This is a genomic window from Amycolatopsis echigonensis, assembly GCF_014174495.1.
In the GTDB taxonomy this organism is placed as follows: Bacteria; Actinomycetota; Actinomycetes; order Mycobacteriales; family Pseudonocardiaceae; genus Amycolatopsis; species Amycolatopsis echigonensis.
This window is the reverse complement of the sequence record NZ_JACJHR010000025.1, coordinates 63,813-85,890: the sequence shown is the minus strand read 5'-3', so window position 1 is coordinate 85,890 and position 22,078 is coordinate 63,813. Positions and strand designations below refer to the sequence as shown.

Sequence of the window (22,078 nt, the reverse complement as noted above, 5' to 3'; positions counted from 1 at the left end):
GGTGCCGCGGCGCGGATCCAGGGAGCGAACGAAAATGTGCGGGAAAGCCGGCGCGACCGCCGAATCCGGACAGATCGGGTGAACCGCCGACGCATGCCGCGCCTGCCGCGGTTGCCGCGGCGTCCGGCCACGACCGCGGACGAGCAGGTCGGTTTCAACGGCGCGTTCGCGGCCGCGCTGACGCGCGCGATCGGGTCGATGCCCGCGCTGTATGTCGTCCTCGCGCTCGTCGCTGGATGGATGGCGCTGGCGACGTGGGGCCCGCTGCGCGCGGTCGATCCGTATCCGTTCGCGTTCCTGCTGTTCCTGGACAACGTGGTGCAGCTGGTGCTGTGCCTGGTGATCCTGGTCGGCCAGCGGGTGCTGGGCGGTGCGGCCGACCGCCGTTCGGTGCAGACCTACGAAAACGCCGAGGCCGTCTTCGAGCAGATCGCGGACCTGCAGCGGCATCTCGACGAGCACGACCGGACGCTCAGCCGCGGCGTGAGCCTGCTGGAGTCGAGCCCGCATCCGTGGATCCAGCAGCACCGGGTGCAACGGCCGCCGCAGGCGCTCGACCAGGCGGTGAGCGTCAACGGCCGGATCGCGGCCTGGCTGACGCAGCGGCTCGGCAGCATGTGGGCGTTCTACCTCGCGGCCGGGACGCAGGTGGTGTGGATGGGCCTGGCCGCGCTCGGCGTGCAGCGGCTGGACCCGTACCCCTTCCCGTTCATGACCTTCCTGTCCACGCTGGTCCAGCTGGTCTTCATGATTGTGATCATGGTCGGCCAGGGCGTCCTCGGCCAGGCCGGCGACCGCCGTTCCGAGCAGACCTACCTCAACGGCGAGGCGATCCTGCACGAATGCCGCCGGATGAAGGCGCGGCTCGAGGCGCAGGACCGGCTGATCGAGGACCTCAGCCGCTACACCCGCGGCGAGCTGATCGAGGATCTCGCGCGGGCCATCCACGACGTCGACGGCCAAGCCCAGCGCGCCGTCCACGCCTGGGTCCCGCCCCGCTGGGACCAAGCGCCCGAGGAGCACAAGGCGGTGACCCGCGCCCAGGCCCGGCAGCTGGGCGAACACCTCGCGCTGGTCGGCTGCGTGATGGTGCCGGCTTTCGACCCGGCCCTCACCGTCGCGTTCGCCGACGACGAGGTCCTGCTGCTGGCCCAGCGGGAACACGACCGGTGGCGGACCGAACAGGCCTCCGGCGAGGTGGCCGACCCGCATCTGGTCGCCTGGGACGATCTGCCGGAGCCGGTGCGGGCGCGGAAACTGCACGTCGCGCGCAGCATCCCGGGCTTGGTGGCCAGCGTCGGCATGCAGGTGGTCCGCGACGGGCGGGCTCGCGGCGGTGCGGGCGAGGAGGATTTCACCGCCGAGGAATGGGCGACCCTGCAGCGGGCGATGATGGCGTCGGGAATCCTGGTCGGGCTCTCCGTCGGCGGGGTGGATTCGGACGAAATGTTCGCGCTGGTGAAAACCTTGCGGGAAGCGAGCGTCGCGCATCCGAGGCGCTTCATCCGCGAGGTCGCCGCGTCGTCGGCGTTCGACACGGGCCTGCGGCCGGGCGTCAAATACTCCGAATACCTGCCGTACGCGGAAAAGACGATCCGCTCGGCCGCAGCGATCGTCGCGGCCACCGCACCGGCGGAGCTGCCGGACTTCCGCGAATTCCTGGTGGAGATAGCCACGGTCGTCGCCGAGGTGAACCAGGAGGGCGGGTTCCTCGGCGTGGGCGCGCAACGCCGGACGCCCAAGGAGGTGGCGGCGATGGACGCCGTCCGCTTGGCCGCGCGCCACGACTGAGGTCACTTGATCGCCACGGCGGCTCCCATGACGGCCCCGTAGAGCACGAAGACGTTGACCAGCGCGATAAAGGACGGTTGGAGCCACCGGATCAGCGGAGCTGCCTGGCCGGGCACCAGCGTGCCGTTGGCGTCGAGCGCTTTTTCGCCCGGTCGCGAAGCCAGCAGCGAAACCAGGCCGAACAGGGCGCAGAGCGTGAACGGGAACCAGTGGCCGTGCAAGGGATTCCAGAGCCGCTGCGCGCCGCCCCAGGCCGCGGAAACGGCACCGGTCATGGCGGCGAAGTTGGTCAGCGATTGAACGGTGACGAAATCGCTGACGTTCTTCGTGCCCGCCGGCGCCGCGTCGCCGAGGTTGCCGCTCGTAGGTTCGGCGGTCGCGGTGGTGGTGGCGAAGGCTTTGGCAAGGGACATGAGACACCTCGTTGTGACCCGGATTCCCCGAAGTCGCAGCGAGGCGCGGACCCGTTACGCCGGCTCGTCACCGTGATCCGGTGGCCACCAGCCGCGCGGTGATCGGTTCGAGCGCGGCGATCAGTTCGTCGAGTTCGGCGGCTGACAGGGCTTCGTACGGCGCGGCGGCGAGTTCGTCGGTCAGGGTTTCGATGTGTTGCTTGAGTTCGCGGCCCGCCTCGGTGAAGTGGCCGTCGCTGTCGACGAGCCCTCGTCCGCGCAAGCCGTTCATGACCGCGGCCAGCCGCTTCTTCGGCAGATGGTGGACGCGTCCGAACGACTCCGGCGGATGGATGTCCATGTCCAGCGCGGACAGGATGTGCGCCTCCGCGCCGCCGATCCGCGCGCCGACCAGCGCGGCGATGTGCCCGTCCTCTCGGTGCTCGCGCAGCATGGTCGCGGAATGCCACAGCCGGGCGGCCGGATCGCTCGGCATCGGCAGGGTGCGCATTCCGGCGTACATCATCCGGCCCGCGGTGGGTGCGCTCGTCGCGGCCTTGGCGGTCAGGTCGGCGGCGCGCACCAGCCCTGGAGACCCGGCCAGTTCGTCGCCGAGGATCCGGCGCAACGAGGCCGCGCTGCCTCGTTCCCGCGCGGCGACGGAAGCCTCGGGCGGGATCGTCTCCCACGCGCTCGGGATGTGCCGCGCGACCTCGCCCTCGGCGAAGTTGTAGAAAGCCGCGTGCACGACCTCGGCCGGAACCCGCCCCAAGGGCGCGGCGCGGCTGGCGAAATAGCCGTCCCAGTAAGTGCGGTGGCCGAGCGCGGCCAGTTCGTCGTTGCATTCGTCGGCGAAGAACGTGACGAGGCAGATCGGCTCGAGAAGCTCGAACATGCGCCGAGCGGTGCTGGTCATCGCTGCATCATGCCAGCGTGGTGAGGAGAATATCGGCGATTTGCTCGCCGAGGTCGACGCTCGTGACCGCTCCGTCCGTGCACTCCGCCGAGGGGTCGCGGAGGACGACCTCGGCCCGGCAAAGCCCGCGCCGGGTCATCACGTTGAGGGCCTGGGTCGGCTGGTCGATGCTGACGGTCACGGTGTCCTCGCCGGCGAACCGGATCTGGTCGCCGCGCTCGAGGTCGGCCGGGGTGCCGTTGATCGTCAGCCGGAGCGGGCCGAGAGCGGTGAAAAGCCGGTCGATGCCGGGGAAAGCCGAGAACGGCGCGTCTTCGAGAAGGTCCGCGACGCTGATCCGCCAGCGGTCGGCATGGGCGGCGAGTTCCCGGGTGGTGCCTGCTCCATTGCGCCAGGGGACCGGGGTGACTTCGGACGGGATGAGCATCAGAGCATCTCACTCGTTCGCCCCGGCAGACGCAAACCCGCGTGTCCGGTCGGCGTCTCTGAGGCCGCCGCGCACGGTGAGCAGCCTGTTCGTGCGGGCGCGCTCACTGCGGCAAAAGCGTGCGGACCGCGTCGGGGAATCCGGCTACTCCGTCCGGTCCGGACAGCGCCAGATTGAAGAGAAACCCGGGAAGGAGCGACAGAATCGCTTGCGCGAGAGCCTCGGCGGGTGCGCCGGTCCAGGCTCCGGCCTCCTGCCGGTCGCGTACGAGGCCGGCCACTTCGGCGCTCATCTCGACCGTCGCGGCGGTGAGGCGGTCGGCGAGTTCCTGGTTGCGCTGGGCTTCCGACCAGACCAACACCGCCATGTTCGCCAATTGCCGGTCGCGGTGCAGGTCAGTCACGGCCTCCAGCAGTTCCGCCATCACCTCGCCGACGCCGTTCTCGCCGGTGCCGCGGGCGAGGGCAGCGCGCAGCACCCCGGCGACGTCGTCGAGGTTCTGCGCGGCGACCGCGACGATCATGTCCTCCTTCTTCGGGAAGTACCGGTAAACCGCGCCCGCGGACTTGCCCGCCTCGGTGAAGACGTCCTGCATCGACGTGCGGTGGAAGCCGTTGCGGAGGAAGCAGCGGCGCGCGGCCGCCAGGATTTCTCCCCGCTGGTCGTCCTTGTACTGCTGGCTCACCCTCGGCAACGTCCGCTCCCTCACGTTGACACTTCTCGCGCCGAGAGCATACCGTGAAAGAAAAGCGGATGTCCGTCCTCTTTTAAAGGAGCGCCAGCGATGCCCATGACCCCTGTTCCCGACGTCACGCTGACCCCGGTCGCGTCCTTCCCGGAGAAGTACTTCCCGGAGAACCTCGCCGTCCGCGGCGACGGTTCGGTGCTGGTCACCGTCCTCCTGCAGCAGGAGCTGTGGATCGTGCCGGAGCCGCGGCACCCCGTGCTCGTGCACCGCTTCGACCATCCCGTGACCGGGATCGTCGAGGTCCTGCCGGACGTCTTCCTGATCAGCCTGACCGAGGGGTACACGACCCACGAATCGCATCTGGCCCGGCTCGACCTCACCGGCTGGACGCCCGGCGAACCCGTGGCCCCGGAGATCATCTTCACCTTCGACGAGCCGGTGCGCGCCCTCAACGGCAGCTGCCTGCTCGGCCCCGGAGTGCTGGCCGTCGCCGACTGCTTCGCCGGGCTGATCTGGCGCGTCGACCTCGATGCCGACGCCCGCGGTGCGAAGGCCCGGATCTGGCTGGCCCACGACACCATGGCCGACGACCCGGACGCCGAGGTCGCCCCGCCGCGACAGCCGGGCGTCAACGGCGTCCGGTACAGCGCCCGGACCGGATACCTCTACTACACCTCCACCGCGCAGAAGGTCTTCATGCGGGTGCCGGTCGACCCCGGCACGCTCGACCCGGCCGGAGGCGCGGAATTCGTCGCCGCGATCGACAACGCCGACGACTTCGCCCTCGACGAGGAGGCCGGTTTCGCTTACGTCACCAGGCATCGCGCCAACACGCTCGACCGGGTGCCGCTCATTCCCCGGCACGGCAGCGAAGTCCGGCACGTCGCGGGCGAGCCGTTCGACGAACTCCTGGTCGGGCCGTCCAGCGCTGCCTGGGTCCCGGGCGAGGAAGGGCGGGCCCTCTACGTGACCACAGACGGCGGCACGACCGCTCCGCCGGACGGGATCTTCCGCAACGCCATGCTGGTGCGGGCGGAGCTGCGTCCGCGCACCGGTTCGTGAAGAATCACCGCACCGGAGTACGGGCGCTCGGGCCAGGCTCCGCGCGAGTGCCGTCGGCCGGCACGCTCACCGTCGGGAGGATCTGGGCCAGCTGCGCCTGCGAACCGGGCTGAGCCGGGGCCGGCGGGTCTTGGTGGACCGGGCCGCAGCCGTGGATTCCCTGGTCGGCCGGGACGGTCATCGGACACACTTGCGTCGCGCTGGCTGTCGCGGTCATGGCACCGAAGGTCAGCGCCGCACCGGCGGTGATCGTCGCGATTCGGGCCCAGCGGATGGCATCGGACATGACGAATCTCCTTCGTTCAGCGGACAGGGTCAAACGAGCGTGCAGCGGGCGTAAGCCTTGAGCTGGAACGGTTTCGCGGTGTTTCCGCTCGCGTAGACCTCCCAGCCGGTCCCGTCGTCGGTGGGCCGGTTCGTGTAGACGGTCGGCCCGTAGCTGGACACGGCGTAGCCGCCCGACGAGACCTGGTACCCGGACGGGCATTGAGCCACCGCGTGGGCGGCTCCGCCGGAGCTGTCGGCCGTCGCGGTGGCCGAGCGGTTCAGCGGATTCGACAGCGGCGGCGAGGAATCGGCGGCGGCGGTCCCGGCGGTCAGGACGCCTCCGGCGAGGGCCGTCGCGACGGTGATCGCGGTCCGGTGGATCGTGCGCGGTACGGGCATGGCAACCAACTCCTCAGCAATTCATCGAGACGCCCAGCAGCGGGCAGGACGGGCTCTGGGTCGGCGACAACGGCGGCGGTCCGCTCTCGGCGGGCGGTTCGGCCGGACCGCTGCCGCCGTTCGATCCGGTCGGCGGTGCGGGAGTGCCGGTCTCGCGGTGCCCGGTCGGTCCGGCGGGACGCTGAGTGCGGGACGGCGTGGTGGTGGTGTCGTTGTGCTGGGCCGCGCGGTGGGTTTCTTGCGCTTGCGGCTCCGGCGTGGTTTCCGGTGCCGCCACCGCGTTCGCGGCCGGGGGAGCGGGTGCCGGGGAGGAGGACGAAGGCGGCGGTGCGGCGGAGGTGCTCGGGCGGTGTTCCGGACGAGCGGGCGCTGGGCTTGCCGCTGCCGGTTCCGCCGATTGATTGCCGGGCAGGGCGCCCAGTGCCCAGCCGACTCCTCCGCCGACGGGAATCGCCACCGCGGCGGCAAGGGTGCCGTAAGCCAGTCGCCGCCGCCGCTCCGGTCCGTCGGCGAGCTTGCGGGCCAGACCGGGGAGGCGGAGCCGCGCCAGCCGCCACCCCGCGCGGCCGAGCTGCCACGCGATCGCGGCGATCCCGGCGATCGGCAGCGCCAGCAACAGAATCTGCACGGCCGCTGAAATCGCGCCCAGCAAAGGGTGCGGATCGGTCGCGGCGCGAGACAGCAGGCTGGACACCGCCTGCACGTCGGTATGGATCAACCCCGGGACCTGCCAGGCGATGTAGCCCAGCTCCAGCGCGAGAGCGGGCACGATCAGCAGCACCCACGTCGTGACGGCGGCTTGCGGCCAGCGCTTCAACGCGTCCAGCCGCTCGTCGCGCGGCCGGCGCAGGAGGTAGTGCGACAGGATCGGGCCGATGTAGCGGTAGAGGTCCGGTACGCCGACGAGGTCCGCCATGAGGTAGTAACCGTCGAAACGCAGCGTGGGCAGGAGTTGCTGCACGATCTCCAGGTTCACCGACAACACCGCCACCAGCAGCGGCGCCCATCCCGTGCTGAAGTAGGCCGCGGCGAGCGCGAGCGCGAAGATCGCGTTGAAGTACACGCCGCCCAGATCGGTGCGCATCCGCCCGGCGCGGTTGAGCCGGTACGTGTCGGTGATGTCGGTGTAGAAAGCGGGCCACACCAGGTAAATCCCGGCACCCATCCCGCCGGGAACGGCACCGGAATAGCGGCAGGCGGCGGCGTGCCCGCATTCGTGGAATCCGGTCGACGCGACCGCCAGTCCGAGCACCGCCAGCACGCCGACCGGGTCGGCGAGAGTGCTGCTCATCGCGTCGGAAACGCTGTGCCCGGCGAGCAGCCACCACTCCGCGATTCCGGCCGCGGCCAGCACGAGCGGGATCACGACCGGGAAGAACAGCCACCCCAGCAGGCCGCCGACGAGCCAGGTCGCCGCCGGGGCGAGCACCTGGACGCGCACCCGCAGCGCCAGGAAAGGGTTGTGCCGGGCCAATTCCGGGACGGTGCCGTCGGCGTAGGTGGTCAGCCCGAGCGGGGCGAGCTTGCGGTCCAGCAGGTACGCGAGGTGCTCGGCCTCCAGCCGCAGCCCGGACTGCTCGCTCGCGGCCGCCGCGACTCTCGCCAGCATCTTGGCGTCGTCGCGGTTTTCGGTCTCTTCTGATTCTTCGGGCACGAAGGCTTGCTGGGCGACGAGCAGGCGGACGATCAAGTACAGGAGTGCGGGCAGTCGCACGAGTTGCCCGTCGGTGCGTGCGACGAGAAGCGGCGGTTCGCGGTACCCGCTGCCGCGGAATTCCCCGACCGGCTCGGTGTCGGGCAGCAACCCGACCGGACCGGATTCCCCGATCCGCGCCGTCGCCCCGGTTTCGCCGCTCGCCGCGGTCGGCACGGCAGCGTCGTCCGCGGTGGCGGTGGCGGCGGGAAGTCCGGGATGCGGGCACATGACGGTCCTCTCCAGGGCGGGTCGGTGACGTGCGGCCGGGTTGATTCGTGGCGGTGGCTGCTGTCGTCCGGACGGCGGCCTCAGTCAATGGCGTCGGGCGGCCCGAGTCCGAGCGTTTCGCTGGCGCTATCTGCCGGTGACGACGCATCTGGCACGGGATCCGCGGTCAGCTCGTGGGGTGAGTGCTGCCCGAGTCCCAGATTTGGTCCCTGCCAACAATGTTGACAGGGCGGTCCTGACCATCGCTGCTCGCAGCGGGCGGGCGCCGGGCCGACCGCCGGAGTACGCCGCCGCTCGCGGGGTCCTCGGGACCGGGACGGATCAGTGGTTCTCGACCGCGGCAGGCATGCAGGTGGTGGTCGTCGACGGCGGTTGCCCGAGCCCCAGCGCGCCGACCACTCCGCCGCTGCCTTCGCTGTGGGTGGTTTGGCAGGCGTAGTACACGGTTCCGCCGTGCCCGTCGGGCACCGCGTAGCGGCCAGGGTCGGCCGTCGGAGCGGCGGGGCCGCCAGTGACCGCGGAGAGCGCCGTGCGGGCCGGCAGCACCTCCCCGGCCAGCGCGTCCAGCTCCGCGAAACGCGGGTCCGCCGGAACGGACCGCGCGATGGGCTTTGCTTGGTGCACGGTAGTCGCCTTCTCTCCGCTGTCGTCTGGGGTTTCGTCCGCACGGGGCAGGGCCGGAAAACGGCCGGCCCCGCCCCGTGGGTGTCCCCGCGCCCACCCGGGCGGGGGCGGTCACCGTGCTCAGTAGCTGGACACGGCCGCCGGGGTGCAGCTCATCGTCTCGTTGGGGTTGTTGGAACCCAGCCCGAGCGTCCCGGTCAGGCCGGGAGTGCCCTCGGAGTGCGAGGACTGGCAGGCCGACAGCGCCGTGGCGCCGTGGTGGCCGCCGTCGTAGACGACGGTGTTGCCGCCCGAAGCGGCCGCCGAGCTGCTCGAGGCGGAGCCGTTCGCGCCGCCGCCGGCGTTGTTGAACGGGGTGGACACGATGCCCAGCACCGCTCGCTCCGGCAGCACCTCGGCGGCCAGCGCGTCCAGTTCCTCAAACTTCACCGAATCCATGGTGCTCCTTTTTCGTTCTCGATCTTTCTTTTCGATCAATCCCGGAAAAGAGCTCTCCGCGTACGAAGACGCTCGGTTGTGTTTCCCGGATTCCGCGAATGCGGCGATCCCTTTGTAACACCTTCCGCCGCGCGGACGCAAACACCAGATTGTCTTGACAGGTAAGGGAAATGGTTCAGTGAGCTGGACGAGTTCAGTGTGTCGGACGTCATTTCAGAATTCCTGAAAACGGGGGCCTGTGCGGAGTTTCACGATTCGTGAAATTGCTCGTCGTCAGCGGGCCTGCCGCGCGGGCACCGGCGTCAGCCGCGGACGGCTCGCCCGCTCCGGGACCAGCAGTTCGTCCACCGGACAGCCCAGTACCGCGCACAGCGCGTCCAGGTCGCCGAGTTTGACGCTGGCCGGTCGCCCGGACCACCACTTGGACATCTTCCCGGCGGACACGGCCAGTCCGTGCGCGGCCAGGCGGGTGCGCAGGTCGGTGGCGGTCCAGATGCCGCGCCGGGCCGCGGCCAGCCGCAAGTTCCACTCCATGGTGACAGGACCTTTCCTGGTCAGTCGGAGGCTCCGTGCCGCTCCTGGAGAGTCCATTGAGGACACGGCAAGCCGAGGGAAACCGCGCGCCGCGGTCGCGGCGCGCGGGGGGAAGGCGGTCCTGGTCAATCCGGGAAAACGGTCGGCAGGTCCGCTCTCGATCGCGGACTTCGCTGCCGTGGCGTGTGCGCCGGTCCGGTCGGGCCGCGCGGCACCACGCGTCCAGCGTTCACGCTCAACGCGACGACCCCGCTCGTGCCAGCCTGGGCCGACGTCGTCCCGTCGCCGATCGGAGTCGACGGTGTGCACGAGGATGTCTTGGTCGGCGAGGGAAGCCCTTCGGTCCGGCTCGTGGTCCAGTAACCGTTGCCTGCCTTGGGTTTGTGCGGGTGCGGCGTCGGTCCCGTCCGTGGTGCGGCGACCGGTTTGCCAGAGTGGGCCTCGACGGGCCGGTCAGTGCGGGCCGGAGCGGCCTTTGCCGGGGGATCGTTGCTCGAGCCGACCGGCGGAGCGGTGACCGAGCGCACGGGATGGGTGGTGAGGACCTGGCCGCTGATCATGTTCGTAAGGCCGGATGTCGGCAGCTGGTCAGTGATCCGCCGTGCGGTGCTGGCGAGCGGAGTAGCGAGGATCTCTCCGGTGATCGACCGTACGTCGTTGACTGGAGAGGCGTGGTGCGTCTGACCGGTGGTCACCGCGGAGACTGTGCTGCGGCTTAGCCGGGTCGCCGTCTGCAACGTCCGGTCCGGATGCCGCAGGCCGGTGCCGACGATGTCCGGCAGCCGCGCGTTGTCGTCGTCAGGCTTGGTCTCACTTGGCGCGTCACTCCTGTTCGGACCCGGATCGGCGACCTGGCTGTAAGCCAACGGGCAGGGCGCGCCCGTCCGCAGCACCGGGGCCGTCACCGGACACTGGTCAGCCGCCGCGGTGTCTCCGCCGATGAGGGCACCGAGCAGCCAGCTCCCCGCCAGAAACCCGATCGCGACGAGCAAGCGCACCACCCATCGGCCGGGGCTCCGCGTCCGCTGCCGTGTGCTCCACAGCACGCGACCGGCGGGTCGGTGCGGCATGGGAATCAGGCGCACCGACAGGACGCCGCGGCGGCTGGCACTGACCTTGGTAATCCCGACACCTGGCCGTGTGTACACCGCGACTTTGCGGGAGGCAACCGCCTCGGATTCCTTCGCGGGTAAGGGATCGGCCGCTTGTCATCCGAAGCTGTGTCCTCGTGGGACGAACAGTTCGGCAGGTCGGCCGCGAACGTCGCCGAGATCAAATCCGGGGCCAGGCGCCGTCGACTGAACCGTGCTGTTTTCCCGGGAATTCACGAGAGGGTCACCCTTGTGAGCGACGCCGGGGGTGATCGTCCACTGTGGACACGCAGGCAATAGTGTTCCAGGTTACAGAAATTCCTCGCGACGAGGAGGTGTAGCCGCGAGACGACCGGGTATTCCCGCACGGTCTTGCGTGCTTTGTCCGGGAAAGGCGGTGATCACGTTTCCGTTGCCACACAACAGCTTCCGTGATGCTCAGCGCTTGCGCGCCACCCCGGCGAGCATCGCGGCCTCGCTTGGATCCGCGAAGTCGACAACGGGGGTGTTGGGTCCGCTTTCCTCGGGATGCCAGGCGGCAGTCCACGTGACGCCGGGATCCAGCAGTTCGAAGTCGCCGAACAGTGCGCGGATTTCCGCGCTGGAGCGCAGCACGTGCTTGCTGACATTGGTGTCATACAGCTGGATGACCGTGTGCAGCTGTCGGGCGATGTCCTCCGGCAGTCCCTCGTGGGTGAGCTGGGACAGCACCATGTACGAGCCCGGCGGCAGCATTTCCCGGTACCGCGCGACGGCCTGCGGCCCGAGGTCGCGCCCGTCCGGGCCGGGCTGCTGGATGTGCAGCACCGCGGTGACCAGCAAGGCCAGCGGCTGGCCGGGATCGACAACGCCGGTGTCCGCGACGGATTGCCACAGCTCGTCCGGTTCGCGAAGATCGCCCTGGATCACCGCATGGCGTTCGGGATCTCCGTGGCGCTCCAGCAGAATCCGGGAGTGCGCGACCGCGACGGGTTCGCGGTCGATGTAGACGACGCAGGAGTCCGGAGCGACCTCGTCGGCGATCTGGTGCACGTTGCCCATCGTGGGGACGCCGGAGCCGATGTCGACGAACTGGCGGACGCCGAGGCGCACGAGGTGCCGTACCGCGCGGTGCAGGAAGGCGCGGTTGGCTCGGGCGCAGTACATCCCGGCAGGGAAGGCGGACAGGACCATTTTGCCGAACTCGCGGTCGATGGCCCAGTTGGCCGTGCCGCCGAGATACCAGTCGTAAACCCGCGCCACGCTGGGCCGGTCGAGGTCGACGCCCGGGATGGGCTCGTCAGGTCCTTGCGCCACGCTGCCTCCCCGCAGTCGTGATCAATCGTAGCCAATCCGGCGGAGCGTGCCGGACGAACGAGCTGCCGGGGTTCCGCCGAATCGAGCGCTGTCGGCCCCAGGCGCGGGACTCCGCCTGGAGCGCTAGCCGGTGGCCCGGCCCGGTTCGAAGTAGTGCCCCAGGTCGAGGTCCTCGAGCAGGCCGACCTCGGCCGGGGCCCAGCCGGTGATCTCGCGGGTGCGGGCGCTGGAGACCGGGCTGTCCGGTTTGAGGAACATCCCGAGAAACCCGAAGTGCTCGTCCACCTGGTCCATCGGCACCGATCGGACGGGGAGGCCGAGGTGGCGTCCGATGGCCGAGGCGATGTCGCGGAGCGCGATGCCTTCCTCGGCGACGGCGTGCAGGTATCCGGCCGGTGCGACCTCGATCGCCAGCCGGAAGAGCCGCGCGGTGTCGCGCACGTGGACCGCTGGCCAGCGCCCCGACCCGTCGCCCGGGTAGCCGGAGAAGCCGGTCCGGCGAGCGGTGGCGATGAGGTGCGGGACGAAGCCGTTGTCTCCCTTGCCGTGGTTGGTCGGGGCGAGACGCACGACGGTCGGCCGGAGACCCCGGTCGGCGAGCGCGAGCTCGGCGTCGTCCGAGGGCTGCCGCGCGGCGAGGAGCGCGTCGGGCGAGGGGCGATCATGCTCGGTGGCGGGCACTCCGTGCCGCGCCAGTCCCGCGGTGCCGGACGCGACCGCGATCGGCGCGCCCGAGCCGAGCCCCTCGCCGAGGGTGCGGATCGTGGTGACGTCGGAGGCGACGGCCTCCGCCATCCCTCCGGACAGAGATCGGTCGACCGGGAACGCGAGATGGATGACGGCATCGACGCGGGCGGCGGCTTCCCGCACCGCGTCAAGATCCTCGACAGAGCCGCGGACGCTCGTCGCGCCTGCTGCTTCGACAGCGGCGGCGGACGCGTCCGAGCGGGCGAGACCGGTGACCTGGTGCCCGGCGGCCAGGAGCTCGGGTACGACGGCCGAGCCGACCCAGCCGGAAGCGCCGGTGACGAGGACACGCATCGGAAGAACCTCCCAACAGCGGCACGAGCTGCGCCGCCCCAGACGGCGGATGCTCCGCATGATCACCTGCCTCCAGCCCTACCACTCTTCGGCCCGGCTCGCGAGCAGCTGATCCTCCGCGGCGACGGCGTCCCAGTAAGTCGCAGCTCGCCGTGATCGTCTTTGAGTAGGCTGCTGCCAACGACTTTCTCTGGGGGAGACATGACCGACCACATCGAACCTGCGCGCCGGGCCGCCGTCCGGTTTCCGGGCATCAGCCCGCGGGCCTACGAACATCCGGTGGATCGCGGCGCGCTCGCCACGCTGCGCGCGGTGCCCGGGTTCGCCCAGGTGATCAAGGCGGTCTCCGGCTTCTACAACGAACGCGGCGAACGGCTGATGGCGCTGGCGTCGTCGATCCGCGTCGGACCGCGGCAGTACCCGGAACTCGACCGGCTGCGCCACGAATGCGCCGAAACGCTGGATCTTCCCGCCGTGCCGAACCTGTTCGTCTACCAGGACCCGCGGCTGCAAGCGTCGACGCTCGGCATGGACGAGCCGTTCATCCGGATCAGCACCGCGCTCGTGGACCAGATGAGCCACGAATCGCTTCGCTTCGCCATCGGCCACGAAATGGGGCACGTGCTGTCCGGGCACGCGGTCTACCGCACGATCATGGTGCGCCTGATCAACCTCCAGATGTCGATGTCCTGGACGCCGGTGAGCGCACTCGGCATCCGGGCGATCATCGCGGCGCTGAGCGAGTGGTACCGGAAAGCCGAACTGTCGTGCGACCGCGCGGGCCTGCTCTGCGGCCAGGACCCGACCGCGGCGTTGCGCGCCCAGATCCAGCTCGCCGGCGGCGTCGACCCGTCCCGCGTCGACATCCCGTCCTTCCTCCAGCAGGGCGCGGAATACGAGGCGGGCGAAGACATCCGGGACAGTTTGCTGAAGCTGAAATACGTCGAGACGGAGACCCACCCGTTCGCCGTGGTCCGGGCGACGCAGCTGCAGAAATGGGCCGCGTCCGAGGACTACCGGGCGATCCTGACCGGCGATTACCCGCGCCGGGACGACGACGCGCCGGCCACGGACTGGAAGGACGATCTGAAGTCGGCGGCGAAGTCGTACAAGGATTCCTGGACCGCCTCGGCCGATCCGCTGACGAAGGTCTTCACCGAAGTCGGGGAGACGGTCGCGGACACGGCGAGCAAGGTGTGGGCCAAGTTCGGCGGGGGTTCGGAGAACGGCAACGCGTGAGGCGATTCCGCCGCGGCTGCTGATGCGAAAAGAACCTGTGTGGCTGTGGTGACGACGAGGTGCGCCTACGCGAGGTAACCGGGAAGAGCCGGAACGTGAGGCTGTCGACCGGGTTCTCGGCAGCTTCGCCGCGGAAGACGCGGTTGCCTGGTGCGTTCCGGGGTATCCCGGCGCAATGCGACTGGCCGTATTGGACATCGGATCGAATTCCGCACAGCTTCAGGTGGTCGACGTCGTGGCCGGTGCGCCGCCGCTGTCGACGCACGCGGTGAAGGAGCCCACCCTGCTCGCGGAGGAGCTGCTGCCCGACGGGACGTTGAGCGAGCGCGGCATCGAACGCGCGGCGGCCGCGGTCGGCCGGGCGGTGGCCGCCGCGGTCCGGCTCGACGTCGATCAGCTGTATCCGTTCGTGACCGCGGCGATCCGGGACGCGGTCAACCGCGACCTGGTGATCGAGCGGATCGCGGAGGCGTCGGGGATCCGGCCGCAGTACTTGTCCGGCGAGGAGGAAGGCCGGTTGACCTATCTCGCCGCGCATCGCTGGTACGGCTGGTCGGCAGGCCGGTTGCTGCTTGTCGACATCGGGGGCGGCTCGATGGAGATCGCGTTCGGCCGGGACGTGGAACCGGAGCTGGCGGTGTCGTTGCCGCTCGGCGCGGGCCGGTTGAGCCGCGAGTTCGACGCGGCGGAGCAGACGTCGCGCAGGCAGCTCAAGGCGATGCGGAAACACGTGCGCGGCACGCTTTCGGAGGTGACGGACCGTCTGCGCTGGGAGGGAACCCCGCGCCGGGCGGTGGCGACGTCGAAGACGTTCAAGCAGCTGGCCCGGCTCGCCGGCGCGCCTCCGCAGCGGAAGGGCCCGTTCGTCCGGCGCTCGCTCAGCCGGGCCGATCTCAAGGAAATCGTTCCGCGGCTGGCGAAGCTGACCAGCGCGGAACGGGCGCGGCTGCGGGGAGTTTCCCAAGCGCGGTCGGGGCAGATCCTCGCCGGTGCGCTGGTCGCGGAGGCGACCATGGCCGCGCTGGACGTGGATTCGGTCGAAGTCAGTCCGTGGGCCCTTCGCGAGGGAATCATGCTGCGGCATCTGGAAGCGGTCGCGGAGCGGCCGGCCCTGTCGCTGCAGCCGCTGAGCCGGTCGGATTCGGCGACTGTGGTCCCGCTGTCCACGGCCGTGGACCACTGACGGCCCATCCGGTGGCGTCGGCCCGCGGACTGGACAGGGCGGAGGTGGCGCGACACACTCAGCGCATGCCTCCACCGGGGTTTCACACGGTGACACCGCGCATGGTCGTCAGCGACATGGCCGCCGCAGTGGAATTCCTGCGCGCGACGTTCGATGCCGTAGGCGAGGCGAACGCCAGCCGTCCCGCAGAGGTCCGGATCGGCGACTCGATCATCCTGGTCTCGACTGCCGACCAGCGTGAGGCGTTCCCCGCCTTCCTCTATGTCTACGTCGACGACGCCGACACGATCTACCGGCGGGCGTTGACTGCCGGGGCGACAAGCATCGAGGAGCCCGTCGACACCCCGTACGGCGATCGCCGGGCGATGGTCCGCGACCCGTTCGGCAACGTCTACCAGATGGCCACTCGGCAGGGCGAGGACGCGCGCTGAGAACTGTTCTCGCCTCGGCTGGAAACGGGTCGGCCCATTTACGGGAAACCACACGGCCCCGAAGGTGGCTCTCGCAGTACCTGTATCACCAGGATCTCCCGGACGTCCAGGCTGCCTGACAACCTGTTTGAGTCGGCTTTCACGGCAGAATGGACGAAAACCCATGGCGGACAGCCATTTCACCGCTCAAGCAGATCTTTTCGATTTGAGCGGGAAGCACGCCCTTGTCACTGGCGGCACACTGGACGCCCGGAACCGGGCATTCAGTGCCATACCGCCGCGCGTGCGGGGACTGCCTTGCTGCTGGCCACGCCTTGTCTCACTATGAGACAAAGTGACGCGCGCCACGAGTGCACCATGTTGCGCGTGGGGTGGGCAGGACCCCCGGCACTGGACGTCAAAGGAGACGGTGGTGACGACTCGAGGCAATGAGACCATGCGCGACCTGCGGGAGCGGTTCCTGTCCCGCGGCTCGCCCGAGGTGCCGGGGGTGCGCGACGTCATCACCGCGTCGTGGCAGCGGGCGCTGGAGAACCGGGTCGACGTGGAGCGGCCGGAGCCGGTCTACGTGTCCGATCGCGACGAGGAGAGCCTGCTCGCGCACAGCGCCGCTCCGGTGCTGGCGAATCTGTCCGAGGAACTGGCCGGCCATCCGACCGCGATCCTGCTGACCGACGCGAACGGCCTGGTCGTCGACCGGCTCAGCACCGATCGTGCGCTCACCGCCGGGCTGGACCAGGTCTCGCTCGCCCCGGGCTACAGCTATGCCGAGGAATCGGTGGGCACCAACGGCATCGGCACCGCGCTGGAATGCCAGAAGTCCGTGCTGGTCTCCGGTTTCGAGCACTTCAACGGCGAGCTGACCGGCTTCGAATGCGCCGGCGCGCCGATCGTGCACCCGGTTCGCGGCCACCTGGCGGGCGTTCTCGACCTCACCTCATGGGCTGACGCGTCCGGCCCGCTTCTGCTGACGCTGGCGCGCACCACCGCGAAGCGGATCGAAGAGGCGATGCTCGCCAGCACCGGAGCGCGCGAACTGAGCCTCTTCCGCGAGTACCTTGCCGCCTGTCAGCGCGGTTCCGGGGCGGTCCTGGCGGTCAACCAGGACGTCGTCATGGTCAACAGCCATGCCGAGGAGCGCTACGACGTCACCGACCGCTCGGCGCTGATCACGCATGCCACGGATCTCGCCGGTTCGGCGAAACCCGCCACGGTGCTGGCCGATCTGCCGTCGGGGATCAGCGCGCGTCTCGAATACCGGCCGGTCTACAACGGCGACGTGCTCGCCGGGGGCGTCTTCCGGGTCAAGAATCAGACTGTCTCCCGGCGCACTTCCGCGCGTGCCGAACTTCAGCTGCCTGGTTTGGCCGGTGCGAGCCCCGCGTGGCGGCAGGCCTGCGCCGCGGCGGACGCGAGCCTTGGCGGCGGGCAGTGGCTGGCGCTGAGCGGCGAAACCGGCGTAGGGAAAGCGGCCATCGCCCGCGCGGTCGCGCTGCGCCACGGACGCAGGCAGGTCGTGGTCGACTGCGCTTCGGCGGACGTCACTGAAGACTGGCTGCCCGCACTCGCCGAGGAGGCGGCGTGCAGCGACCCGCCCGTTGTTCTTCTCCGGCATTTGGACGCGCTGGACGAGACCGTGTTGCCCGCGCTGTCCGACCTGTTCACCGCGTGGCAGAACGATCCGGCGCAGCACGCGCCCGCGTGGGTGGTGGCGACGGTCGGCAGCGAACCCGTCGATCCCGGCATTCACGGTGCGGTGATGGCGTTCTTCGCGCGGAAGATCGAGGTCCCGCCGCTGCGCCACCGCATCGAAGACGTGCAGCGGCTCGTGCCGCATTTGCTGGCCCGCCGGGCAGGCAGCCGTTCGCTGTCCGCGTCCGACGCCTGCGTCCGGCAGCTGATGCGGCTGCCCTGGCCCGGCAACGTCCGTCAGCTCGACCGGGTGCTCGCCGCGGCGGCGCACCAGCTGCACGGCGGCGTCCTCGACGTCGCCGATCTTCCCGCCGAATGCCGCACCTTCACCCGGCGCCGGCTCACCAAGCTGGAGACCATCGAACGAGACGCGATCGTGCGCAGCCTCGCCGCGAACCGCGGCAGCAAGGAACGCGCGGCCAGTGATCTCGGGATGTCCCGGGCCACGATCTACCGCAAAATCCGCGCCTTCGGCATCGTCGACGAAATGTGCTGATTCCCGGTTGCACAGTGGACTGACCGATTCCGGGAAAATGACCGTCCGCGGCTGATCGAAAGCTCATTCCGAACCCGCCCTCCCGATGCGAGGGCGGGTTTTTTCCTGCTCGTCGGCCCGATCTCAGATTGAGATAGAACGCGGGCATTTCCCGGCACAGACTCTGCCAGTCAGACGGACAGCGGCGGAGATGCCGCCGGTTCCAGGAGGCCCCAGTGAGCAGGCAGAGCCTTACCAAGGCGCACAACAAGATCACCGAGCTGTCGTGGGAGCCGACGTTCGCCACGCCGGCGACCCGGTTCGGGACGGACTACACGTTCGAAAAAGCGCCGAAGAAGGACCCGCTGAAGCAGATCATGCGGTCCTACTTCCCGATGGAGGAGGAAAAGGACAACCGCGTCTTCGGCGCGATGGACGGCGCGATCCGCGGGAACATGTTCCGGCAGGTGCAGCAGCGCTGGCTGGAATGGCAGAAGCTGTTCCTCTCGATCATTCCGTTCCCGGAGATCTCCGCGGCGCGGGCGATGCCGATGGCGATCGACGCGGTGCCGAACCCGGAAATCCACAACGGGCTCGCGGTGCAGATGATCGACGAGGTCCGGCACTCGACGATCCAGATGAACCTCAAAAAGCTGTACATGAACAACTACATCGACCCGGCCGGGTTCGACATCACCGAGAAGGCGTTCGCGAACAACTACGCGGGCACCATCGGCCGCCAGTTCGGCGAAGGCTTCATCACCGGTGACGCGATCACCGCGGCGAACATCTACCTGACCGTGGTCGCCGAGACCGCGTTCACCAACACGCTGTTCGTGGCGATGCCGGACGAGGCGGCGGCCAACGGCGACTACCTGCTGCCCACGGTGTTCCACTCGGTGCAGTCCGACGAGTCGCGGCACATCAGCAACGGCTACTCGATCCTGCTGATGGCACTGGCCGACGAGCGCAACCGGCCGCTGCTGGAGCGCGACCTGCGGTACGCGTGGTGGAACAACCACTGCGTGGTGGACGCCGCGATCGGCACCTTCATCGAGTACGGCACCAAGGACCGCCGCAAGGACCGCGAGTCCTACGCCGAGATGTGGCGGCGCTGGATCTACGACGACTACTACCGCAGCTACCTGCTGCCGCTGGAGAAATACGGCCTGGTGATCCCGCACGACCTCGTCGAGGAAGCGTGGAACCGGATCACGAACAAGCACTACGTGCACCGCGTCGCACAGTTCTTCGCGACCGGCTGGCCGGTGAACTACTGGCGCATCGACGGCATGACCGACGCCGACTTCGAATGGTTCGAGGACAAGTACCCGGGCTGGTACGACCAGTTCGGCAAGTGGTGGGAGGCCTACAACCGGCTGCGCTACCCGGGCCGGAACAAGCCGATCGCGTTCGAGGACGTCGGCTACGAGTACCCGCACCGCTGCTGGACCTGCATGGTGCCCTGCCTGGTCCGCGAGGACCTGGTGGTGGACAAGGTCGACGACCAGTGGCGCACCTACTGTTCGGAGACCTGCGCCTGGACCGACAAGGTCGCCTTCCGGCCGGAGTACGAGGGCCGCGAGACGCCGAACATGGGACGGCTCACCGGGCACCGGGAATGGGAGACGCTGCACCACGACCGCGATCTGGCCGACATCGTCAAGGACCTCGGCTACGTCCGCGACGACGGGAAGACGCTGATCCCGCAGCCGCACCTGGACCTCGACGACCCCAAGAAGCTCTGGACGCTCGACGACATCCGGGGCATCCGGTTCGCCAGCCCGAACGTCGCGCTCAACGAGATGACCGACGCCGAGCGGGAGCAGTGGGCCGCGGCCTACCGCGCCAACCCGAACGTCACCGTCGCCTGACGAGCCCGGGTCCCGCGGCCGCGTCCTCGCGGTCCGGTCGCGGGACCCCGCCGGAAGAATCGAGAAACCCATGGGCGACAAGCACCGCATCTCCTTCGAACCGGTCGGTGTCGAGATCGAGGTCACCGAGGACGAGAAGATCCTGGACGCCGCCTTCCGCCAGGGCGTCCACCTCATGCACGGCTGCCGCGAGGGGCAGTGTTCGGCCTGCAAGTCCTATGTGCTCGAAGGCGACCTGCAGATGGAGCGGTATTCGACGTTCGCGTGCAACGACGCGGAGGTCGAGGAAGGCTACCTGCTGCTCTGCCGGGCGCACGCCTACAGCGACTGCACGATCGAGCTGCTGAACTTCGACGAGGACGAGCTGCTCAACTCGGCTCCGCTGCAGGAGATCGCCACCGAGGTCGCCGAGATCGTGCCGCACACCCGCGACATCGTCGGCCTCCGGCTGCGGACCGCGAGCCCGCTCCAGTACAAAGCCGGGCAGTACGCCGAGCTGACCATCCCGGGCACCGAGGACTGCCGGTCCTTCTCGATGGCGACCACGCCCTCGACCGAGGACCACGTGGAATTCCTCATCAAGAAATACCCGGGCGGCCGGTTCTCGGCGTTGCTGGAGGACGGCCTGGCGGTCGGCGATTCCCTGCTGCTGCGCGGACCGTACGGCAACTTCACGCTGAAGAAGGGCCACGTGCTGCCGCTGGTGCTGATGGCGGGCGGCGCGGGAATGGCTCCGGTGCTCAGCCTGCTGCGGCACCTCGCCGAAACGGCCGACCCTCGGCGGATCCGGTTCTACTACGGCGCCCGCACCGCGGCGGATCTGTTCTGCCTGGACGAGATCCGGACGCTGGGGGAGCGGCTGGCCGATTTCGGGTTCGTGGTCGCGCTGTCGGAGTCCGCGGACGGCGCGGGCGAACTCGGCGTGGCCGTCGAACCGGGGATGGTCACCGACGTGGTCGAGGCCCGCGAACCGGAACTGCACCGCGCCGAGGTGTACCTCTGCGGGCCGCCGCCGATGGTCGACGCCGCGCTCGATCTCGCGACAAGGCAAGGGGTTCCGGAGGACCAGGTGTTCTACGACAAGTTCACGACCTCGGTCAGTGACGACCAGTGACAAGCGGAGCTTCGCCCCGCGCCGGGGGCTCCGCCACCCGGACCCCCCAAAGACAGTAAGAGGAGAAAGAGATGGCGAGCAGTCAGACAGCGACACGCAGCTTCCCGAAAGTGGAGTTCACCGACTCCGAAGCCGGCGCGCTGGAATTCCCCAGTTCGAAGAGCCGCAGCTACAACTACTTCACGCCCGCCAAGATGCGCGCGACCGTGTACGAGGACGTGACGGTCGACGTGCAGCCCGACCCGGAGCGGCACCTGAGCCAGGGCTGGATCTACGGCTTCGGCGACGGACCCGGCGGCTACCCGCAGGAATGGACGCGGGCGAAATCCTCCAACTGGCACGCGTTCCTCGATCCCAACGAAGAGTGGGAGCAGACGCTCTACCGCAACAACTCCGCGGTAGTGCGCCAAGTCGCGCTGAGCCTGGAGAACGCCAAGCGCGCCGGAGCCTACTCCCACTGGAAGCCGGCGTGGCAGACCTTCATCGCGCGCAACCTGGGCGCGTGGATGCACGCCGAGAACGGCTTGGCGCTGCACGTGTTCACCTCGATCCAGCGCTCCGGGCCGACGAACATGATCAACACCGCCGTCGCGGTCACCGCCGCGCACAAGATGCGCTTCGCCCAGGACCTCGCACTGTTCAACCTGGACCTGTCCGACTCGCTCGAGACCTTCGACGGCGAAACGCACCGGGCGGTCTGGCAGTCGGCGGAGGAATGGCAGCCCACCCGCCGTGTGGTGGAGGAACTGACCGCGGTCGGCGACTGGGCGGAGCTGCTCTTCGGCGCCAACGTCGTGTTCGAGCAACTGGTCGGGCAGCTGTTCCGGTCCGAGCTCGTCATGCAGGTCTCTGCGGCGAACGGCGACTACGTGACGCCGACGCTGGTCGGCACCGGCGAGTACGACTACAGCCGCGACCTCGCCTACACCCGGTCGCTGTTCCAGATGCTCGCCCGCGACGAGGAACACGGCGCCGCCAACAAGGAGCTGTTCGGCGAGTGGCTGTCGACCTGGGTGCCGAGGTGCCTGGCCGCGGCCGAGGCGCTGCAGCCGATCTGGTCGCAGCCGGCGGAGAAGACGCGCACGTTCGCCGATTCGCTCGCCGCGAGCAAGGAGAAGTTCGCCCAGCTCCTCGAGGAGATCGGGCTCGACGTTCCGAAGGAGCTGGACAAGTGAGCGAC

The 22,078-nt window shown here is 69.3% G+C and carries 22 protein-coding genes; 9 read left to right on the top strand and 13 right to left on the bottom strand.

Annotated features, from left to right (window positions below):
* The first annotated feature begins 93 nt into the window (after nt 1-93).
* A complete protein-coding gene (locus tag H5411_RS19115) occupies nt 94-1,791 on the top strand; it encodes a DUF1003 domain-containing protein (RefSeq protein WP_183124513.1) in 1,698 nt (565 codons plus the stop codon).
* Nucleotides 1,792-1,793: 2 nt separating this feature from the next.
* Here the strand turns inward: H5411_RS19115 and H5411_RS19110 are convergent, their stop codons facing one another.
* The 4 genes from H5411_RS19110 to H5411_RS19095 form a co-directional block, all read right to left on the bottom strand.
* A complete protein-coding gene (locus H5411_RS19110; RefSeq protein ID WP_101434117.1) occupies nt 1,794-2,204 on the bottom strand; it encodes a hypothetical protein in 411 nt (136 codons plus the stop codon).
* 67 nt (nt 2,205-2,271) lie between these two features.
* Nucleotides 2,272-3,099, bottom strand: a complete 828-nt coding sequence (locus H5411_RS19105) for an SCO6745 family protein (protein WP_183124511.1) — start codon at nt 3,097-3,099, stop codon at nt 2,272-2,274.
* Nucleotides 3,100-3,106: 7 nt separating this feature from the next.
* Complete coding sequence (locus H5411_RS19100) at nt 3,107-3,526, bottom strand: HutD/Ves family protein (RefSeq protein WP_183124510.1); 420 nt, start codon at nt 3,524-3,526, stop codon at nt 3,107-3,109.
* A gap of 103 nt (nt 3,527-3,629) precedes the next feature.
* Nucleotides 3,630-4,235, bottom strand: a complete 606-nt coding sequence (locus H5411_RS19095) for a TetR/AcrR family transcriptional regulator (protein WP_312878433.1) — start codon at nt 4,233-4,235, stop codon at nt 3,630-3,632.
* Nucleotides 4,236-4,316: 81 nt separating this feature from the next.
* Here H5411_RS19095 and H5411_RS19090 point away from each other — a divergent pair, with 81 nt between their 5' ends.
* The gene (locus H5411_RS19090) at nt 4,317-5,276 is read left to right on the top strand and encodes an SMP-30/gluconolactonase/LRE family protein (protein WP_246369069.1); all 960 of its coding nucleotides are present in this window, start codon (nt 4,317-4,319) and stop codon (nt 5,274-5,276) included.
* 4 nt (nt 5,277-5,280) lie between these two features.
* On the opposite strand, the gene H5411_RS19085 is transcribed toward H5411_RS19090, so the two are convergent.
* From H5411_RS19085 to H5411_RS19045, 9 genes are all read right to left on the bottom strand, one after another.
* Complete coding sequence (locus H5411_RS19085) at nt 5,281-5,562, bottom strand: hypothetical protein (RefSeq protein WP_183124507.1); 282 nt, start codon at nt 5,560-5,562, stop codon at nt 5,281-5,283.
* A 29-nt stretch (nt 5,563-5,591) separates the two neighbouring features.
* Nucleotides 5,592-5,942, bottom strand: a complete 351-nt coding sequence (locus H5411_RS19080; protein WP_101434123.1) for a hypothetical protein — start codon at nt 5,940-5,942, stop codon at nt 5,592-5,594.
* Nucleotides 5,943-5,955: 13 nt separating this feature from the next.
* Nucleotides 5,956-7,866 carry a hypothetical protein gene (locus H5411_RS19075; RefSeq protein WP_183124505.1) on the bottom strand — a complete coding sequence of 637 codons (1,911 nt, stop codon included), beginning with the start codon at nt 7,864-7,866 and terminating at the stop codon, nt 5,956-5,958.
* Nucleotides 7,867-8,187: 321 nt separating this feature from the next.
* The gene (locus tag H5411_RS19070) at nt 8,188-8,490 is read right to left on the bottom strand and encodes a hypothetical protein (protein ID WP_183124502.1); all 303 of its coding nucleotides are present in this window, start codon (nt 8,488-8,490) and stop codon (nt 8,188-8,190) included.
* 120 nt (nt 8,491-8,610) lie between these two features.
* Nucleotides 8,611-8,928 (bottom strand): hypothetical protein, encoded by a 318-nt coding sequence (locus tag H5411_RS19065; protein ID WP_101434126.1) that lies wholly within the window; start codon nt 8,926-8,928, stop codon nt 8,611-8,613.
* 273 nt (nt 8,929-9,201) lie between these two features.
* Nucleotides 9,202-9,462: a helix-turn-helix domain-containing protein gene (locus H5411_RS19060; RefSeq protein WP_101434127.1), complete on the bottom strand. Its 261-nt coding sequence runs from the start codon at nt 9,460-9,462 to the stop codon at nt 9,202-9,204.
* A gap of 125 nt (nt 9,463-9,587) precedes the next feature.
* The gene (locus H5411_RS19055) at nt 9,588-10,463 is read right to left on the bottom strand and encodes a hypothetical protein (protein ID WP_101434128.1); all 876 of its coding nucleotides are present in this window, start codon (nt 10,461-10,463) and stop codon (nt 9,588-9,590) included.
* 528 nt (nt 10,464-10,991) lie between these two features.
* Nucleotides 10,992-11,849, bottom strand: a complete 858-nt coding sequence (locus H5411_RS19050) for an SAM-dependent methyltransferase (RefSeq protein ID WP_167441807.1) — start codon at nt 11,847-11,849, stop codon at nt 10,992-10,994.
* Nucleotides 11,850-11,972: 123 nt separating this feature from the next.
* Nucleotides 11,973-12,890 (bottom strand): SDR family oxidoreductase, encoded by a 918-nt coding sequence (locus H5411_RS19045; RefSeq protein ID WP_101434129.1) that lies wholly within the window; start codon nt 12,888-12,890, stop codon nt 11,973-11,975.
* A gap of 201 nt (nt 12,891-13,091) precedes the next feature.
* Between H5411_RS19045 and H5411_RS19040 the strand changes: the two genes are divergently transcribed.
* From H5411_RS19040 to H5411_RS19010, 7 genes are all read left to right on the top strand, one after another.
* Nucleotides 13,092-14,129: a M48 family metallopeptidase gene (locus tag H5411_RS19040; RefSeq protein WP_101434130.1), complete on the top strand. Its 1,038-nt coding sequence runs from the start codon at nt 13,092-13,094 to the stop codon at nt 14,127-14,129.
* Between the two features lie 175 nt (nt 14,130-14,304).
* A complete protein-coding gene (locus tag H5411_RS19035; RefSeq protein ID WP_183124500.1) occupies nt 14,305-15,312 on the top strand; it encodes a Ppx/GppA phosphatase family protein in 1,008 nt (335 codons plus the stop codon).
* A gap of 101 nt (nt 15,313-15,413) precedes the next feature.
* Complete coding sequence (locus H5411_RS19030) at nt 15,414-15,743, top strand: VOC family protein (protein WP_101434132.1); 330 nt, start codon at nt 15,414-15,416, stop codon at nt 15,741-15,743.
* 412 nt (nt 15,744-16,155) lie between these two features.
* Nucleotides 16,156-17,931 carry a sigma-54-dependent Fis family transcriptional regulator gene (locus H5411_RS19025; RefSeq protein ID WP_101434133.1) on the top strand — a complete coding sequence of 592 codons (1,776 nt, stop codon included), beginning with the start codon at nt 16,156-16,158 and terminating at the stop codon, nt 17,929-17,931.
* Nucleotides 17,932-18,146: 215 nt separating this feature from the next.
* Nucleotides 18,147-19,784, top strand: coding sequence for a ferritin family protein (locus tag H5411_RS19020; protein ID WP_101434134.1), 1,638 nt, complete (start codon nt 18,147-18,149; stop codon nt 19,782-19,784).
* A gap of 70 nt (nt 19,785-19,854) precedes the next feature.
* Nucleotides 19,855-20,898 carry an FAD-binding oxidoreductase gene (locus H5411_RS19015; protein ID WP_101434135.1) on the top strand — a complete coding sequence of 348 codons (1,044 nt, stop codon included), beginning with the start codon at nt 19,855-19,857 and terminating at the stop codon, nt 20,896-20,898.
* A gap of 71 nt (nt 20,899-20,969) precedes the next feature.
* The gene (locus H5411_RS19010; RefSeq protein WP_101434136.1) at nt 20,970-22,073 is read left to right on the top strand and encodes an aromatic/alkene monooxygenase hydroxylase subunit beta; all 1,104 of its coding nucleotides are present in this window, start codon (nt 20,970-20,972) and stop codon (nt 22,071-22,073) included.
* Nucleotides 22,074-22,078 lie beyond the last annotated feature (5 nt).